This is a genomic window from [Roseibacterium] beibuensis, from assembly GCF_039542305.1.
GTDB lineage: Bacteria > Pseudomonadota > Alphaproteobacteria > Rhodobacterales > Rhodobacteraceae > Roseibacterium > Roseibacterium beibuensis.
Window position 1 is genome coordinate 207,940 of sequence record NZ_BAABHW010000003.1, and the last position, 16,567, is coordinate 224,506.

Annotated in this window: 16 protein-coding genes; 6 read left to right on the plus strand and 10 right to left on the minus strand. The window is 64.5% G+C overall.

What is annotated here, in order from left to right; all coding sequences use genetic code 11:
* Positions 1-118: 118 nt before the first annotated feature.
* The 7 genes from pufQ to ABD923_RS12490 all read right to left on the minus strand — a co-directional run bounded on the left by pufQ (position 119) and on the right by ABD923_RS12490 (position 7,484).
* Positions 119-337, minus strand: coding sequence for a cytochrome PufQ (gene pufQ / locus ABD923_RS12460; RefSeq protein WP_259548621.1), 219 nt, complete (start codon positions 335-337; stop codon positions 119-121).
* On the minus strand, positions 330-1,811 hold the full coding sequence (gene bchZ, locus ABD923_RS12465; protein WP_259548619.1) for a chlorophyllide a reductase subunit Z: 1,482 nt from the start codon (positions 1,809-1,811) through the stop codon (positions 330-332). Before bchZ ends, pufQ begins: the two co-directional genes overlap by 8 nt.
* A complete protein-coding gene (bchY, locus tag ABD923_RS12470) occupies positions 1,811-3,391 on the minus strand; it encodes a chlorophyllide a reductase subunit Y (protein WP_259548609.1) in 1,581 nt (526 codons plus the stop codon). The genes bchZ and bchY overlap by 1 nt, the downstream gene beginning before the upstream one ends.
* Before the next feature lie 4 nt (positions 3,392-3,395).
* Positions 3,396-4,397 (minus strand): chlorophyllide a reductase iron protein subunit X, encoded by a 1,002-nt coding sequence (locus ABD923_RS12475; protein WP_222189952.1) that lies wholly within the window; start codon positions 4,395-4,397, stop codon positions 3,396-3,398.
* Complete coding sequence (gene bchC / locus ABD923_RS12480; RefSeq protein WP_259548607.1) at positions 4,394-5,335, minus strand: chlorophyll synthesis pathway protein BchC; 942 nt, start codon at positions 5,333-5,335, stop codon at positions 4,394-4,396. Before bchC ends, ABD923_RS12475 begins: the two co-directional genes overlap by 4 nt.
* 129 nt (positions 5,336-5,464) lie before the next feature.
* The gene (locus tag ABD923_RS12485; protein WP_259548605.1) at positions 5,465-6,604 is read right to left on the minus strand and encodes a methyltransferase; all 1,140 of its coding nucleotides are present in this window, start codon (positions 6,602-6,604) and stop codon (positions 5,465-5,467) included.
* A 4-nt stretch (positions 6,605-6,608) separates the two neighbouring features.
* Complete coding sequence (locus ABD923_RS12490; RefSeq protein ID WP_259548599.1) at positions 6,609-7,484, minus strand: polyprenyl synthetase family protein; 876 nt, start codon at positions 7,482-7,484, stop codon at positions 6,609-6,611.
* Between the two features lie 108 nt (positions 7,485-7,592).
* Between ABD923_RS12490 and crtD the strand changes: the two genes are divergently transcribed.
* From crtD to ABD923_RS12520, 6 genes are all read left to right on the plus strand, one after another.
* A complete protein-coding gene (gene crtD / locus ABD923_RS12495) occupies positions 7,593-9,170 on the plus strand; it encodes a 1-hydroxycarotenoid 3,4-desaturase CrtD (protein WP_259548597.1) in 1,578 nt (525 codons plus the stop codon).
* On the plus strand, positions 9,125-10,003 hold the full coding sequence (gene crtC, locus ABD923_RS12500; protein WP_310796401.1) for a carotenoid 1,2-hydratase: 879 nt from the start codon (positions 9,125-9,127) through the stop codon (positions 10,001-10,003). Before crtD ends, crtC begins: the two co-directional genes overlap by 46 nt.
* A gap of 65 nt (positions 10,004-10,068) precedes the next feature.
* Positions 10,069-10,626, plus strand: a complete 558-nt coding sequence (gene hslV / locus ABD923_RS12505; RefSeq protein ID WP_222189943.1) for an ATP-dependent protease subunit HslV — start codon at positions 10,069-10,071, stop codon at positions 10,624-10,626.
* Positions 10,623-11,705, plus strand: a complete 1,083-nt coding sequence (locus ABD923_RS12510; RefSeq protein WP_259548594.1) for a hypothetical protein — start codon at positions 10,623-10,625, stop codon at positions 11,703-11,705. Before hslV ends, ABD923_RS12510 begins: the two co-directional genes overlap by 4 nt.
* Positions 11,702-13,015, plus strand: a complete 1,314-nt coding sequence (hslU, locus tag ABD923_RS12515; RefSeq protein WP_259548593.1) for an ATP-dependent protease ATPase subunit HslU — start codon at positions 11,702-11,704, stop codon at positions 13,013-13,015. The genes ABD923_RS12510 and hslU overlap by 4 nt, the downstream gene beginning before the upstream one ends.
* Before the next feature lie 20 nt (positions 13,016-13,035).
* A complete protein-coding gene (locus ABD923_RS12520) occupies positions 13,036-14,148 on the plus strand; it encodes an alpha/beta hydrolase (RefSeq protein ID WP_259548592.1) in 1,113 nt (370 codons plus the stop codon).
* Here the strand turns inward: ABD923_RS12520 and ABD923_RS12525 are convergent.
* The 3 genes from ABD923_RS12525 to ABD923_RS12535 are packed head-to-tail and all read right to left on the minus strand — an operon-like array spanning position 14,145 to position 16,460.
* Positions 14,145-14,765 carry a Smr/MutS family protein gene (locus tag ABD923_RS12525; RefSeq protein ID WP_259548590.1) on the minus strand — a complete coding sequence of 207 codons (621 nt, stop codon included), beginning with the start codon at positions 14,763-14,765 and terminating at the stop codon, positions 14,145-14,147. The genes ABD923_RS12520 and ABD923_RS12525 overlap by 4 nt on opposite strands.
* A gap of 3 nt (positions 14,766-14,768) precedes the next feature.
* Entirely contained in the window at positions 14,769-15,797 is a 1,029-nt protein-coding gene (mltA, locus tag ABD923_RS12530) for a murein transglycosylase A (RefSeq protein ID WP_259548589.1), read from the minus strand.
* Positions 15,798-15,800: 3 nt separating this feature from the next.
* Positions 15,801-16,460 carry a Tim44/TimA family putative adaptor protein gene (locus ABD923_RS12535; RefSeq protein WP_259548588.1) on the minus strand — a complete coding sequence of 220 codons (660 nt, stop codon included), beginning with the start codon at positions 16,458-16,460 and terminating at the stop codon, positions 15,801-15,803.
* Positions 16,461-16,567: the final 107 nt, after the last annotated feature.

Genomic DNA, 16,567 nt, shown 5'->3' on the forward strand with positions numbered 1-16,567 from the left:
TGGCTACGTCTCGAATGAACTCAGTCTCGGCTCCGGTCGTCACGCCGAGTATCTCGTGGTGCCTTGCTCTGCCAGCCGGGTCTGAAGCGGCTCTGAACGGCAGGTTCGGCAGTATTCTTCAGGCCGTGAAGATCATCGGTGTGATGATCCGCGCCTGGCTCCAAGCGCGTTTGATCGGCCCCTTTTCGGTCATGCTTCCGGTGCGGATCGCGGCCAGCGCCCAAGTCAGGAGCGCAAGCGGCAACGTCGCAACGAAGATGATCGCGAAGTAGATCATGAACTCCGTTTTGGGCGGCTTGTGCCGCGTACCGGGAGTGTTCGAGGTCATGTCAGTCATTGTGGTCTCCCTCGGTAAACTCGAAGCCGGCGGGCGCAAGCGCCTCGACCGTATTGCGTTGGACACGCTCGGCACCGCTGGCCAGTGCGGCCTTCTCGGCCGCATCGCGCAGCGTCTTGGCCGCGGAAATGCGTGTCAGAATGGGGTGTTCGGCCACGATCCGGTCGAGAAGCGTCTGCGCGTCCTCGTCCCATGGGAAATCGCGGCGGAGTGTCGTCGGCGTCGCCTCGGCGCTGTCCATCTCGCTGCCCAGAGGCAGGATGTGGAAAAGCGCGTCGAACAGGCCGTTGCAGACCTCCTGGATCAGGTAGGTCGCGCCCGCGTAGCCCATGAAGGGCGTGCCGGTGGCCCTGCGGATCGCGGCGCCGGGGAAGCTGGCGGGAATGAAGGCCGGTTTCGGCCCATGCCCCGCGCTCATTTCGGCGAGATACATTTTCTCGTTGATCGACCCCATCAGCACCAATGGGCGCTTTTGGCTGATCATGGCGCGGACCTGCTCGTTGTCGGTCTTCTTCCCGGCGCAACGCGCCACGGCGAAGGCACAAGGCAGGCCCATGTCGTTTTCGAGGAAGTTGCGCACGCCGCGCGCGTAGGTTTCGTTCGCGACAATGCCGAAGCTGGCCGTGGCGAAGAAGTCCTGCGTGACCGAGCGCCACAGATCCCAGATCGGCTTGATCGTCGAGTGCTTCTCGCGCTCGATGAAGGGCTCGGGGTCGAGGCCCGTCAACTCGCCCAGCTTGCGCAGGAACTTGGTCGTGCTGTCCACGCCGATGGGCGCTTGCAGGTAGGGCTTGCCGAGAACCTCGGCCAAGCCGCGACCGAACTCGCGATACATCACGATGTTGACGTCGGCATTCACGAGGTTCCGCATTTCGGCCAGGTGGCTGCCCAGCGGCATCACCATGTTCACCTCGCAGCCGATCCCTTCGACCAGGCGGCGGATCTCGTGCAGGTCGGACGGCATGTTGAACGTGCCGTACATCGGCCCGAGGATGTTCACGCGCGGGGCGGCCCCCTCTTCGCGTTTCTTTTCCGGGGGCATCCGGCCCTTGGTCATGCCGAACTCGGTGAAGATCCAGGTCATCGCGCGGTCGGCGCTTTCCCATTGGTCTTCGTCGATGGTGCGCGGCAGGAACCGTTGGATGTTCGTGCCCATGGGCGTGACGCCACCGCCGATCATTTCGGCAATCGACCCGGTAACAACCACGCTCGGAAGCGCGGGGTCCAGAACGTCCCAGGCGCGCTTCATGGCGCCCTCGGTGCCATCACGGCCAAGCTCTTCCTCGCCCAGGCCGGTGGTCACGATGGGCAGCTCATGCGGCGGCAGACCGTCGGTGTAGTGCAGAACACTCGTCACCGGCAGGTTTTCGCAGCCGACCGGGCCGTCGATGATAACCTGAAGGCCCTTCACCGCCGTAAAGGCATAGACCGAGCCCCAGTAGCCACCTGCGCGATCATGATCTTGAATGAGCATCAGATCATCTCCTGCGCTTTGGCCGCACGGGCGAGTTTATCCAGCTTCTTCTGATGCTGGGCGCGGTAGTCGGGCCGCAGGTTCGGGGAGCCTTCCCAGATCCCGGCGGTGTCACCCTCGCCCACGCCCTCAAAGAATTCGCGCATGTGATCCATGCGCGCCTTGTTCGCCATGGCGGCGTTCACGACCTGCCCCAGAGACCCGGCACCGGCCGGACCCATCAGCGGACGGGCGGAAATCAGGTTGGTGAAGTAGAGGCTGGGAATACCCAGCTCCTTGCCCTTCTGGACGACGGGGGTCGTGCCGATGGCAAGGTCCGGCTGGATCGCCTCCATCGCGGCGCAGTCGTCTTCGAGGCTGGCGCGGAACTTGATCTTGACGCCCCTGGACTCGAGCCATTCGACATCCGGCGCGGACCACGGCGTTTTCGGGCAGGCGGTTCCGACGTAAGGCACCTCGGCGCCGCTTTCGATCAACAGACGCGCGACCAGCAATTCGCTGCCCTCGTAACCCGAGAGCGTGATCGTGCCTTTGATCGGCGCGGCAGAGAGCGCGCCCTTGATCGCGGGCAGGAAGGCGTTTTGCGCGGCGGCCACCTTGTCGGCGGCGACGCCATAGGCCTCCCCGATCGCGGCAAGCCAGGCTGCGGTGCCGTCATGCCCGACCGGGGCAGAGCCCACGATGGTGCGGCCCGCGGCCTGAAACTCGCGAATTGCGCTGGTGTAGAAGGGGTGGATCGCGGCCACCACCTCGCTATCCAGCGCGGCATAGAGCTCGCGCCACTCACGGCAGGGAACGACCGGACCTGCCGCCAGACCGAGTGGCGCGAGCATCCCTCCGACTCCTATCGGATCCGCAGGGAACATTTCGCCCAACAGCGTGACTGTCGGACGGTCTGATTTACCCGAGACAGGGGCTTGCACTGGGCCGGCCTCCACCTCCTGTCGGGCATAGTTGAGCATCGATCCAGCGAGGACATCCTTGGCCTCGGCATGGGTCGGCACCCCAAAGCCCGGAACGTCGATACCGACGATCCGAACCCCGTTGATCTCGTCCGGCAACAGCCGGAGCGGCACCCCCGATGCGGTGGGCACGCAAAGATTGGTGATCACGATGGCGTCGTAACGCTCGGGGTCGGCCATCTCGTGCACGGCATCGCGGATGTCTTCGAAGAGTTTCCCGGTGACCAGCGTTTCGGAATTGAACGGCACGTAGCCGACCGAGCGGCGGGCCCCGTAGAAATGCGACACGAAGGTCAGCCCGTAGACGCAGCAGGCCGACCCGGACAGGATCGTCGCCACACGGCGCATCCGCAGACCGACGCGCAGGCTGCCGAAAGCCGGGCACATCGACTGCGGCTTGTCATGCGGGCCTTGCGGATAGTCGGCGGCATACTGATCGAGAATTTCGGATTTGCCGGCCATGCGGGCGGCTTTTTCCATTTCGGCCGCACCGGCGTGGCAGCCCATCCCGTCCCCCTGAGGCAGAGACGGGACGGCCGCATCGGCACGGTCATCGCGGGATTCGCCCCGGATGATCTCGGCCGTGTCGGCGTCGTCGTATCTGATCTCGTCCGTCATGGTCTCAGGCCTCGTCGTAAACGACTTCGAGGGATTTCTTCGGCGTGGCATCCTTGCCGCGCATGTCTTCGTCGGTGGCGGGTTCCAGAACGACACCGGCACCGGTGTCCGACCCGTCGAACAGGGCCAGAAGTTCGTCCTGGCTAAGCGCGGTCGGGCGCATCGGCGGCGCCTTGGCGACGTTTTCGCCCAGCGCGGCGAACAGGTCGCCCCAATGGCTCTCGGCGGTGCCGACGATCTGGTAATTCGCGGATTTCTTGCGCAGGTCGTCATCCTGCGGGATCGACGCCAGCACGGGGATGTCCACGGCCTTGGCAAAGGCCTGCGCCTCGCCCGAGCCGTCATCCTTGTTGATGACCAGGCCCGCGACGCCGACATTGCCGCCCAGCTTGCGGAAGTATTCCACCGCCGAGCAGACATTGTTGGCCACATACAGCGATTGCAGGTCGTTCGAGCCGACCAGGATCACCTTCTGCGCCATGTCGCGCGCGATCGGCAGACCGAAACCGCCGCAGACCACGTCGCCCAGGAAGTCGAGCAGGACGTAGTCGAAATCCCAATCGTGGAAGCCCAGCTTTTCCAACAGCTCAAAGCCGTGGATGATGCCCCGGCCGCCGCAGCCGCGGCCAACCTCGGGTCCGCCAAGCTCCATCGCGAAAACACCGCCGCGCTTGAAGCAGACATCGCCGATCTGCACTTCCTCGCCCGCCAGCTTCTTTTGCGTCGAGGTTTCGATAATCGTCGGACAGGCCTTGCCGCCGAACAGCAGGCTGGTCGTGTCCGATTTCGGGTCGCAGCCGATCAGCAGAACGCGCTTGCCCTGTTCGGCCATCATGTGGCTGAGATTGGCGAGCGTGAAAGACTTGCCGATGCCGCCCTTGCCGTAGATCGCGATGATCTGGGTCTTCTTCGTCGGCTCGGATTGCGGGACCTCCAGCGTGGGTTCCGCCGCCTCGTCCTTCAGCCTCGCGTCATAGTCTTTGAGGTTGGGTACATCGAGGGTCATGCGGCGTTCTCCCAGTTGAGGATCATCTTGAGGCAGGCCGGGTCTTCGAACGCCGTCTGGTAAGCGTTCTCGGCCTCACTCGCGGGCACGGAATGCGTGATAAGATCCGAAAGGCTCAGGGCCCCGTGGGTAATGAGGTCGCGCGTGGCGACAAGGTCATCGCGCGTCCATTCGGCGGCGATGCGGAACCGCGCCTCGCGCAGGAACGCGGGCGGGAAAGAGAATTGCAGCGGCTCGGGGTAGAACCCGGCCAGGACGATCTCGCCGCCCTTGGCGAGACGACCGACCAACGTGTCGAGCAGGCTGGACACGCCCGACGCATCATAGATGCAACGGTAGTCGCGGCGCTCATCCTCGTCGGGGTGGATGACCTGGTAGCCGGCTGCGCCCTTGGCGCGGTCGGCGTCGATTTCCCAGACGGTCGGCGCCTTGCCGCCTGCGGCCAAGGTCAGCCGCGCAAGCAGACGTCCGAAAACACCATGACCCACGATCAGGTCGGGCAGCGTCGTATCGAGACCGGCCACCGCGTGGCGCGCCGTGGCGGCAAGCGCAAGCAGCGCACCTTCCGGGCCCATGTCGGCGTCGATCTTCACAACGCGCTCTGCAGGCGTCACCAGCCGGTTCGATGCGCCACCGAACAGCCCGCGCACATCGCCGTAGCAATTGGCGCCGGGGACGAAGACGGTGTCGCCGGGTTTGAAATTCGTGTTTGCGCCTGCCTCGACCACTTCGCCGGCGGCCTCGTAGCCGGGGACGAGAGGGTATCCCATGCCGGGGAACGGCGGCATCTGCCCGGACCAGAAAAGCTTCTCGGTTCCGGTGGAGATGCCCGAGTGGCGCACGTCGACCACCAGATCGTCAACACCCGGGTCGGTCAACGTGACCTGACCGAGTCCGAGGGTCTTTGGACCTTCGAGAATGACGGCGGTGGTGTTCAACTCTGCATTCCCCTTTGGTCGTTCACCAGCATGCGGACAGAGAATCCCCGAGCTAATGATTTGGTAGGTGTAAGTTTAACCTGACACTTTGTTTTGTCAATGAGAATGGACATGGGCGTCAGGCTTTCTTTACAGCTTCCTGGCCGTGACAAGCCCGGTGATGAACGGACGCGATGTCCGATGCGGTTTGACTTCTGAAAATCCTGCATTCTCAAGTAGTTGCACGATTTCCCGTGCGCTCCGGGCGCGGCCGGTGCGCATCGCCATGCAATAGATCGCGAAATAGGCGTCGCCCGCGCGTTCGGGCTGCGCGCCGCCTGACATCGGCTCTGCGACGATGACACGCCCGCCCTCCGGCAGGTTCTCGTGCACTTTTCCAAGAAGGTTTCGGACGGTTTCGTCGGAATGATCGTACAGAACACGGATCAGGCTGATGGCATCCGCGCCCTGCGGAAGCGGATCGGAGCGAAAGCTGCCGCCCGTGATCTGCGTGCGACCGGTCAGACCATTTTGCTCGAACCGGCTGCGCGCCCCCTCGGCGACGACCGACAGATCGAACAGATGAAGGTTGAGCTTGGGATAGGCGAGGCCCACGGCCGTAAGAAACGCCCCCGTTCCGCCGCCGACATCCAGAAGCGTATCCACGTCTGACAGATCGAGATGGCGCAACGCCTCTTCCGCGACGAGGGTCTGGCTTTCGGCCATAAGGTCGGAATAGGTCTGCGCCGTATCGGGGTCGAGCGGGCCGGTGGCGCCGAAGACGTAAGGCCAGAAATCTGCCAACTCGGTCGTCGATCCGTCGCGGAAAAACGCAACCGGGTCAGCTAGATCGCGGTAGAGAACGTCATGGTGCAGGATCATCTGCGCCAGCCCCGGAATGCCCGGCAGGGCCGCACCCAACCGGCCCAGCGCGTAGCGGCCATTCCGCGTGCGCTTCATCAGGCCGAGTGACGTCGCCGCCTGGCACAGCACGCGCATACGTTCGACCGGCACCTCGGTCCGCAGGGCGAGATCTTCGACCGTCCGCGGCGCGGCGGCCAAATGCGCGGGGAGCTCAAGTGCCACGAAAGCCTGCAGGACCTGCGCGTGAATGAACCCGGCCACGAGGTCGAACAACGCCTCGCCATCCTTGCGCGCGACCCGCGCGGCCAAGGGCGTTCGGGCCGCCCATTTGTGGAATTTCCGGGAACGCAGCAGCGCCATGCGCCAGCCGTAGACGCGGTCGCTCAGGCGTGGCCGCGACAGGTTCGTCTGGTCCGCGGCTGCCATGGTCTCACACCGTTTGTCGGGCGGGCACGACCGGGGTCAGGCGTTCGGCCGTCTTGCGCACCATTTCGCACAACGCCGCTTCGCCGGGACAGGACGGGATCGAGGCGATGGCCCCGGACAGGATATCTTCCAACCGCCGGATCGCACCCCTGACGCCAAGCTCGGACACCGCGTTCGGACGGCCATTGATCTCGTCCTGCATCGCGGGCTTGCCGAGCGTCTCTTCATCGTAGAGCGCGTCACGCAAATCGTCGGCCACCTGGAACGCTTCGCCGATCCGGGCGCCAAGCTCGGTCCAGGCGTCATGCTCTTCCCCGGCGGCGGCGGCGCCCATGCGGGTCGCGGCGGTGAACAGCGCACCGGTCTTGGCCTTGTGATAGGCGGAAAGGTCGATCTTGTCCTCGCTCTCCCAGCCCTGGCCGGCGCAGATGCCACCGGGCATGCCGGTCGACTCGGCAAGGATGCGGATCAGCTTGATGGCGCGGACGGGGTCGGTGTCGGCGGCGCGGGCCAGAACGTCGAAGGCCGCGATGATCAGCGAATCGCCGGTCAATAGCGCCAGCGGCTCGGAATAGGCGAGATGGACGGTCGGCTTGCCCCGGCGTGTCGCGGCATTGTCGAAAGACGGCATGTCGTCATGGACGAGGCTGGCGCAGTGGATGAGTTCGATCGCGGTCGCGGCGGCGTCGGACAAGGCCGGCTTGTCATCGCCGCATGCCATGGCGACCGACAGGCAGATCGTCGGGCGAATGCGGGCCCCACCCGGGGTGACGGCGTAATCGAGGGCCGAAGCCAGTTTCGGAGGTGCGGCGCGGTCGGCGCCCTGCGCCGTGGCGATGGCGGCGGTAATGGCCTGCTCGATCCTGTGATTCAGCGGCATGGCTCCCCCGTAAGGCTCGATTCTATAATGAACATGTCTGGTGTAAATTAGACTGGACATATTCATCCAAGCTGTCAACAATAACTGACACTTTCCTCGGAGGCTTTCTTGGCCGAACGATCCGACCGAATTCCAACCGCCATCGTGATCGGCGCCGGCATCGGCGGGCTGTCGGCTGCGCTGCTGCTGGCCCATGCGGGCGTCGCGGTCGAGCTTGTCGATATGGGCCAGGGTCCCGGCGGCAAAATGCGCACGCGCGACTCGGTCGCCGGGCCGATCGACATCGGCCCAACAGTCATGACGATGCGCCATGTTTTCGAAGAGCTTTTCGAAAGCGTCGGGGAGCGGCTGGACCAGCATGTCACGCTGAAGTCCGACACGATCCTTGCTCGCCATTGGTGGCGGGACGGATCAACGCTTGACCTGCATCACGACCCGGATCTGAGCGCCAGGGCCGTCCGCGGCTTTGCCGGGGCAAAGGCCGAAGGCGAGTTCAGGCGCTTCACCGAAAAGGCCCGCCGCCTGTTCGAGGCGTTCGAAGCCCCGATCATGGAATCCCCTGCCCCGCGCCTTGGCCCGCTTACCGCGCATGTCATGAAACACCCGGGCCTGATCCCCGCGATGGCCCCCGGGCTGAACCTGGCCCGCAGTCTTGCGCTGCAATTCAGCGACCCGCGCTTGCAGCAGTTGTTCGGACGCTACGCCACCTATGTCGGCGGCTCCCCTTACCAAAGCCCTGCCGTCCTCGGGCTGATCTGGCATTCCGAGGCGCGCGGCGTCTGGAGCATCGAGGGTGGAACCAACGCCCTGGCGCAGGCCGTCTATCGCCTTGCGAAGGATCGCGGTGCGCGGTTCAGCTTCGGTGTGCGCGCCGAACGGATCGAGAGACAGGGGTCGCGCGCGCATGCCGTCCACCTGTCGGATGGGCGCAAGCTGACGGCGGACATGATCCTGTTCAACGGCGACCCCAAGGCGTTAAGCGACGGGTTGCTCGGCCCTGCGGTCCGCAACCTTCTGCCAGCGACCGCGACAAGCCCGCGCAGCCTGTCGGCCTTTGTCTGGGGCTTCGCGGCCGAACCCTATGGCGTGGAGCTGACCCATCACAACATCTTCTTCTGCGAAGACCCGCGCGTCGAATTCGGCGATATCGCCAAGGGTCAGATGCCGCGCGATGCGACACTCTACATTTGCGCACAGGATCGCGGCGGGGATACCCGCCCAAGCGGACCGGAACGGTTCGAGATCATCATGAACGGCCCCGCGGGCCACCAGGCCACGGCGGAGGAGGAGCACCAATGCCGAACACATACGTTCGAGACCTTGGCGAGGATGGGTCTGACCTTTTCCCCGAGGCCCGACCTGTCCAAGCTGACAACCCCGGCCCGCTTCGCGAAGGCCTTTCCGGGGTCGGACGGTTCCCTCTACGGGCGGAGCCCGCATGGAATGATGGCCACATTCCAGCGACCGACAGCACGGACGACGCTTCCGGGGCTGTACCTGTGCGGGGGCGGAACGCATCCGGGGGCGGGCATCCCGATGGCCTGTCTCTCCGGCAAGCACGCGGCCGAGGCGATCTTGAGCGACCTTGCTTCGACATCGACGTGCCCAGCGACGGCTACGCGTGGTGGTATCTCGACGGGATCAGCGACGATGGCGAACGCGCCATCTCGATCATCGGCTTCATAGGCTCGGTCTTTTCGCCCTGGTATCGCTGGTCGGGCCGCAAGGACCCGGCAAACCACTGTTGCCTCAATGTCGTGACCTATGGGCGCGGCGGACGCTGGACGATGACCGATCGCGGCTCCGAGGCACTCGGATTGTCGCGCGACCGGCTTCAGATCGGCCCCTCGGCGATGGTGTGGGAGGGCGACAAGCTGATCGTCGAGATCGACGAGCTGTCGACGCCCCACGCCCAGAAATTGCAGGGCCGGGTCATCGTGCGACCCTCGGCCCTGACCAGCGTTGAACTGCCCCTGACCGATTGCGGCACGCATATCTGGCGGCCCTTCGCCCCCAAGGCGGATATCGAGGTGCAATTGAACCGGCCCGGCTGGACATGGTCGGGACATGGCTATTTCGATGCGAATTTCGGAACCCGCGCGCTGGAGGCCGATTTCAGCTACTGGACTTGGGGGCGGTTTCCCCTGTCCGACGGCGCGGCCTGTTTCTACGACGCCACGCGCCGGGACGGGTCGGATCTGGCCGTGGCCATCGGGTTTGGCGAGGACGGCACGCCCCGTCCCATCGAGATGCCGCCCAAGGCCACCCTGCCCCGCCCCTTCTGGCAGGTCCGCCGCGAAACCCGGGCCGATCACGGCTACACCCCGCGACAGGTCAAGCCGATGCTGGATGCGCCCTTCTACAACCGCTCGGCGGTGCAAACGAAAATCAACGGAGAGGAGACCATCGGCGTGCACGAGGCGCTGGACCTCGACCGGTTCCGCGGCCCCTGGCTGATGCCGATGCTGGCCGTCCGCGTGCCGCGCCGCCGCCGATGGCCCGGCGGTCTGGGCAACTGACGGGGCGCCTGCGGTTGTCCCTCGGGGTTCCCCTCTCCATATAGGCCCAAAGAAACGGAGGCCCCATGGCAGAGAATGAGTTTCCCGGTTGGCATGGCACCACCATCGTCGGCATCCGCAAGGGTGACGAGGTCGTCGTCGCGGGCGATGGGCAGGTCAGCCTTGGACAGACGGTCATCAAGGGCACGGCGCGCAAGGTGCGCCGCCTCAGCCCCGGTGGCTATGACGTTGTCGCCGGGTTCGCCGGGTCGACCGCCGATGCCTTCACGCTACTGGAACGGCTGGAATCCAAGCTGGAGGCGACGCCGGGCCAGCTGCAACGCGCCAGCGTGGAACTCGCCAAGGACTGGCGCACCGACAAGTACCTTCAGAAACTCGAAGCCATGCTGATCGTGACCGATGGCAGCGAGTTGTACGTCATCACCGGCGCGGGCGACGTGTTGGAACCGGAGTACGGGATCGCGGCCATCGGGTCGGGCGGCAACTATGCGCTGGCCGCCGCGCGCGCGCTGATCGACACCGATGCCGACGCCGAAACCATCGCGCGCAAGGCCATGGGCATCGCCGCCGATATCTGCGTCTACACCAACGGCAACCTGACCGTGGAGCGGATCGGCAAATGACCGAGATCACCCGCGACGACCTGCGCGCCGCGGTGGCGTCCGGCATGCTGACCGAAGCGCAGGCCGCGGGGGTGATTGTCCTGTCCGAGGAACGCGCGGGTGCGCGGGCACGGCGAAGCGGCCTCGATGAACCGTTCGAACTGTTCAAAGGCTTCAACGAGATCTTTATCGTCGTGGGCCTCGTCATCCTGTTCGCGGGCTGGATGGGGGTGACGGGCCTCAGCCTCCTGTCGATCAACAGCGGCTATCTCCTGGGGATGCTTTATTCCGGGATCGCCTTTGGCCTGATCGCGCTGCTTGCGCGGTACTTCACGCTTACGCGCCGCATGGTCGCCCCCTCGATCGCGCTGGCGATCATGTTCGGCATCTCGGCCGGGCAATTCGGGCTATCCGTGGCCGCCGCGATGGACGCGCAGTTTCAGGGCACCATCACCATCGCCGCGGCCTGTGCGGGCGTCATGCTGTCGCTCTATTACTATTTCTTCCGAGTTCCCTTCACAGTCGCATTGATCGCGCTCAGCGTCTTTGGCGTCGCCTTCGGGCTGGCCACGATGGGCGGCGCGGTGCCGTCATCGCCGCAGGATATCTTCCTTCTCTCCGCCGATGGTCCCTTTGCGCTTCTGACGATCCTTCTTGGCATCGTCGGCCTGATCGTCGCCCTGCGGTTCGACATGAGCGACCCGCACCGCGTCACCCGGCGTGCGGCCTCGGGGTTCTGGCTGCATGTCATCGCGGCCCCGGCCATCGTGAACACCGTCGCGCTGACCCTGTTCGAACAGGGAAGCCTTACGGCGCGGCTTGTCCTTGTTGCCTTCGTTGCGCTCATGGCCCTTTTCGCCGTCATCATCGACCGCCGGTCCTTCCTCGTGTCCGGCGTGGGCTACATCGTGGCGCTGTCGATCACGGTGATCGAGGGCAACGCCTTTTTCATCATCCTGTTACTAGGTGCCGGCCTCGTCTTTCTGGGCGCGCAATGGGAGGCCCTGCGCGGCGCCCTGATGCGCGGCCTTCCCGCCTTTCCGGGCAAGACCGGCCTCCCACCCTGGACCATTCCGACCCCTGAGGAGCAGAGATCGTGACCGACCTGACCCCCCGCGAAATCGTGTCCGAACTGGACCGCTTCATCATCGGCCAGAAGGACGCCAAGCGCGCCGTTGCCGTGGCCTTGCGCAACCGCTGGCGGCGCAAGCAACTGGGCGATGACCTGCGCGACGAGGTGTACCCCAAGAACATCCTGATGATCGGCCCCACCGGCGTCGGCAAGACCGAGATCTCGCGCCGCCTGGCCAAGCTGGCCCGCGCCCCCTTCATCAAGGTCGAGGCCACGAAATACACCGAGGTCGGTTATGTCGGCCGCGACGTGGAACAGATCATCCGCGACCTTGTGGATGCCGCCCAGATCATGGTGCGCGAACACATGCGCGAAGAGGTCAAGGCCAAGGCCCACGAGGCCGCCGAAGACCGTGTGATCGAGGCACTGGCCGGGACGGATGCACGCGAGCAAACGCGCGAAATGTTCCGCAAGAAGCTGCGCAGCGGCGAGTTGGACGACACGATCATCGAACTGGAGGTCGCCGAGAATTCCAACCCGATGCCGATGTTCGAAATCCCCGGTCAGCCCGGCATGGGCGGGGCCGGCGGCATGATGAACCTTGGCGATCTCTTCGGCAAAGCCTTCGGTGGCCGGACCGTGAAACGCCGCATGACCGTCGCCGCCAGCTACGACACCCTGATCGAGGAAGAGGCCGACAAGCTGCTTGACCAGGAGGCCGTCACCAAGGAGGCCGTGCGCGCCGTCGAACAGAACGGCATCGTCTTCATCGACGAGATCGACAAGGTCGCGGCCCGCCAAGACGTGCGCGGCGGCGATGTCAGCCGCGAAGGCGTGCAGCGCGACCTTCTTCCGCTGATCGAGGGCACGACCGTGTCCACCAAGCACGGCCCGGTGAAAACCGACCATATCCTCTTCATCGCCTCAGGCGCGTTCCACATCGCCAAACCCTCGGACCTGTTGCCCGAACTGCAGGGCCGTCTGCCGATCCGGGTGAATCTGCGTGGGCTTACGGAAGAGGATTTCGTGCGCATCCTGACGGAAACCGACAATGCCCTGACGCGGCAATATTCTGCCCTGATGGAAACCGAAGAAGTTACCGTGACCTTCTCGGATGACGGGATCGCGGCGCTCGCCCGGATCGCGGCGCAGGTGAACGACACGGTCGAAAACATTGGCGCGCGGCGGCTCTACACCGTCATGGAACGCGTTTTCGAAGAGCTTAGCTTCACCGCGCCGGATCGAGGTGGCGAGACGATCACGGTCGACGCAAATTTCGTGGAAGAGAACCTTGGCGAATTGACGCGCAGTACCGATCTTAGCCGTTACGTGTTGTAGGTTTGTGCTAGGGTAGGGCCATGCGGCGGCAGTTCTTGATCGTTATCTCGCTTTGCGTGGCCCTGGGCGGGTGCGCGGGCCGTTCCGTCGTGCAATTGGTGCCCGAATTCGCCGGTATCGGGGAGAATGAACTGGTCTTTGTCGCCAGCACCCGCGAATACCTCGACGGTGAGTTTACCAATCAACGCCTCGAAGGCCTGGACTACCTGCGCTTTGACGTCAGCGTTCCACCTGATCGAGAGCTGGGCGCGGTCGAGCCGGGCCGCAGTGGCGCGCCCGATCCGGCTACGGAGTTCCTGACAACCTCGGCGGATCGGTTGGGAAACCGGTCTAATTTCCGCTCGGCCATCGCAGCCGAACTTTCGCGACGTCCCGCCAACCAGCGCGAAGTCATGCTGTTCGTTCACGGCTACAACACGACCTTTGCCGATGGGCTGTATCGCACGGCCCAGATCCGGCACGACTACGATATTCCCGTGGTCCCGGTACATTATGCCTGGTCCAGCGCCGGGAGCGTCCTGGGATATGCCTATGACCGCGACAGCGTCCTCTTTGCGCGGGACGGTCTGGAACAGGTGATTACCGAGATCACCTCCATCCCCGGGGCCGAACTGGTCCTCGTTGCGCATTCGCTGGGATCGAGCATGACGATGGAGGTCTTGCGCCAGCTCAGCATCGGCAATCGACACGACGTTCTTGACCGGATCGCGGGCGTGATCCTGTTGTCGCCGGATGTGGATATCAACGTGTTCCGCACACAGGCCCGTCGGATCGGGGACCTGCCGCAACCCTTCTTCATCTTCACCTCGCGGCGTGACAGGGCGCTGCAATTGTCGGCGCTGATCACCGGGCAGCGCAATCGCCTGGGCACCTTGGGCACCGCCGACGACGTGTCCGAGTTCGACGTGACCCTGATCGACGTGTCGCAGTTCCGCGGTGGCGAGAATGACACGATGAACCATTTCACCGCAGCATCCTCGCCCGCGATGGTGGAACTGCTCAGCCAGGTGAGCTTGGTCAATTCGTCGCTTGAAAACGATCCGACGCAGCAACTTGACCTGTTCCAGGGAACGATTCTGACGGTCAGCAACGCGACCCAGATCATCCTCGCGCCGCAGGAGCTTCTGCCCTAACCGCGCCGCTTGAGATAGACGTAATAGGCCCCGCTTCCGCCGTGCCGTTGGTGCGCCTCACGGATATCGAGAACCATGGCGCCCAACGGTGGCGCGTGGAGCCAGCCGGGAACCTGCTGCCGCAAGACACCACGCCGGATCGGGATCGGGCCGTCGCCGCTATCGCCCTCGCCACCACGCCCCTTGCCGGTGATCACCAGCACCAGCCTGTGACCCGCATCGAAACTGTCGATGATGAAATGAACCAACGCCGGATGGGCCTGCGCCAAGGTCATGCCGTGCAGGTCGATGCGCGCCTCGGGCTTCAACTTGCCGCGCAGCATCTTGCGATGCGTTCCATGATCCATTCGCACGGGGGCCGATGCGATCCGGTTCGACAGGTCATCGCCGGGATGATGCGTGACGTGGGTCGGCGTATGAACCTTTTCCCCGATCATGAAGGCGCGCAGGCGCGACGCGGCATCGGGTTGCGGGGTCGTCACCGGCTTGGGCTTGTCCGGATCAGCCGAACGCTCACCCGTCGGCTTGCGCGTGTGCATCGGCTTTGTCGTGCGCGCCACTCGTGCCCAAAGCTCTCGCTCCTCGGGGGATAGACCCTTTTTTCCCTTGCGCCGCATCGCTCAGGCATCTGGGACGCGGCGATGCGCCTCTTCAATGGGAAGCAGAACGATCATGCGCCCCGGATCGCGGATCGTGCCCGCCGCCTCTCCGGCCTGATCCCCGAAGCCGAAGAAGATATCGGCGCGCTGCGCACCACGGATCGCGCCGCCGGTATCTTGGGCAATCATCAGGCGACGCATCGGACCTTCGCCATCCTTCTCGATCCAGACCGGCGCGCCAAGCGGCGTATAACGGGGATCGACCGCGATCGTCCTCAGCGGCGTGATCGAGCGGTTCAACGCGCCCAACGGGCCAAGAGACGGGTCTTCGATCTCGACCTCGCGGAAAAACACGTAGGATGGGTTGTGGTGCATCAACTCCCGCCCGGCGGCAGGATTGCGGCGCACCCAGTTCTGGATCACCTGCGCCGAGACCTGGTGCGCCTCGTAAATCCCGCGGCGGACCAGTTCGCGCCCGATGGACCTGTATTCGTGCCCGTTGCGCCCGCCATACCCCACGCGGATCACGCGGCCATCGCTCATCCGGATACGACCCGAGCCCTGGATCTGAAGGAAAAACAACTCCACCGGGTCATCGACCCACGCGATCTCAAGGCCGCGCCCCTCCAGCACGCCGCTTTCCTCGATCTCTTCGCGGCTGAGCCATTGTCCGGTGACTTCGGGCGGCATGCGATACACGGGATACCGATACCGCGCCGTGCGCCGGATCGATCCTTCCAACTCCGGCTCGAAATAGCCGGTGAACAGTGCGGGCGTATCGCCCCCGATCAGAACCGGGCGGAACAGCAGTTCGAAAAAGGTGCGCGCGTCGCTGCTCGTTTCCGCCATGGCGCAAATCGGTGCCCAGTCCTCGCCATCGATATCGCGGCAGGTGGACAGGAACGTGGAAAGGGCCGCGGCGTGATCATCCTCGGCCCATCCATCGAGATCGGAGAATTGCAGCAAGCGGACCGGTTCGTCAGCCACCGCTGACCCCGGATACAGGACCAGCGCAAAGATCGTGGCCAGAAAACCGCCGCGCCACCCCATGGGTCATCCGTCGGTGGCCACCAGAACCCAGTTCGGGTCATCCCGGCCCATGGTCCGCGCGAAGGTCCAGACGTCGCGCTGCCGCTTGATTTCGCCCGGATCGCCTTCGATCGTCTCGCCCGCGGTGTTTTTCACGACCGAGGTCAGTTCACCCACGAACCGCACGGTAATCTCGGCTTCCTGCGTGCCGCGATCGTAGGTCGCATCCTGCAGGGTCAACTCACGAACGCCGACGAACTCGGCCTCGATGTGCAGGCCCTGTTCTTCGCGCTGGCGGATTACGGTTTCGAAGGTGTCAAGAACATCATCGGCCAGGAACGGGCGCAGGTCGTCCACATCGCCCCGCTCGAACGCCATCAGGATCATCTCGTATGCGCCGCGCGCGCCGTGCAGGAATTCCTGCACGCTGAACCCCGGCTCGGCCAGTTTCATCGCGGCAAGTGCCTTGGCGGCATCGCTGCCATCTTCCACATGGTCGATGATGTCGTTGTCAGGGCCGCCTTCGATCACCTCGAAATCACGGCGCGGCTCTCGCGCCATAGGTTGCGGGCGGGCCGGCGGTTTCTCAAACCCCTCCCGAGTGCCCAGAACACTGCGCAAACGCAGGATCAGGAAGATCGCGATTCCTGCGAGAACCAGCAGGGACAGGAGAGAGGAGTTCATGCTCGGGTACCTTTCGCGGCGGTCGGCAGTCTTACATCGAGGATCGCAAAGCACATATGTAAGGTACGGGGTGGATCAAGTCCATCTTCGGGCCCCGAATACCGGGT

What these genes read in the sequence shown, in the direction of transcription:
- pufQ (WP_259548621.1), bottom strand. Translation starts at nt 337, where the DNA reads ATGACTGACATGACCTCGAACACTCCCGGTACGCGGCACAAGCCGCCC.
- bchZ (WP_259548619.1), bottom strand. Translation starts at nt 1,811, where the DNA reads ATGCTCATTCAAGATCATGATCGCGCAGGTGGCTACTGGGGCTCGGTC.
- bchY (WP_259548609.1), bottom strand. Translation starts at nt 3,391, where the DNA reads ATGACGGACGAGATCAGATACGACGACGCCGACACGGCCGAGATCATC.
- ABD923_RS12475 (WP_222189952.1), bottom strand. Translation starts at nt 4,397, where the DNA reads ATGACCCTCGATGTACCCAACCTCAAAGACTATGACGCGAGGCTGAAG.
- ABD923_RS12485 (WP_259548605.1), bottom strand. Translation starts at nt 6,604, where the DNA reads ATGGCAGCCGCGGACCAGACGAACCTGTCGCGGCCACGCCTGAGCGAC.
- ABD923_RS12490 (WP_259548599.1), bottom strand. Translation starts at nt 7,484, where the DNA reads ATGCCGCTGAATCACAGGATCGAGCAGGCCATTACCGCCGCCATCGCC.
- hslV (WP_222189943.1), top strand. Translation starts at nt 10,069, where the DNA reads ATGGCAGAGAATGAGTTTCCCGGTTGGCATGGCACCACCATCGTCGGC.
- ABD923_RS12510 (WP_259548594.1), top strand. Translation starts at nt 10,623, where the DNA reads ATGACCGAGATCACCCGCGACGACCTGCGCGCCGCGGTGGCGTCCGGC.
- ABD923_RS12520 (WP_259548592.1), top strand. Translation starts at nt 13,036, where the DNA reads ATGCGGCGGCAGTTCTTGATCGTTATCTCGCTTTGCGTGGCCCTGGGC.
- ABD923_RS12525 (WP_259548590.1), bottom strand. Translation starts at nt 14,765, where the DNA reads ATGCGGCGCAAGGGAAAAAAGGGTCTATCCCCCGAGGAGCGAGAGCTT.
- mltA (WP_259548589.1), bottom strand. Translation starts at nt 15,797, where the DNA reads ATGGGGTGGCGCGGCGGTTTTCTGGCCACGATCTTTGCGCTGGTCCTG.
- ABD923_RS12535 (WP_259548588.1), bottom strand. Translation starts at nt 16,460, where the DNA reads ATGAACTCCTCTCTCCTGTCCCTGCTGGTTCTCGCAGGAATCGCGATC.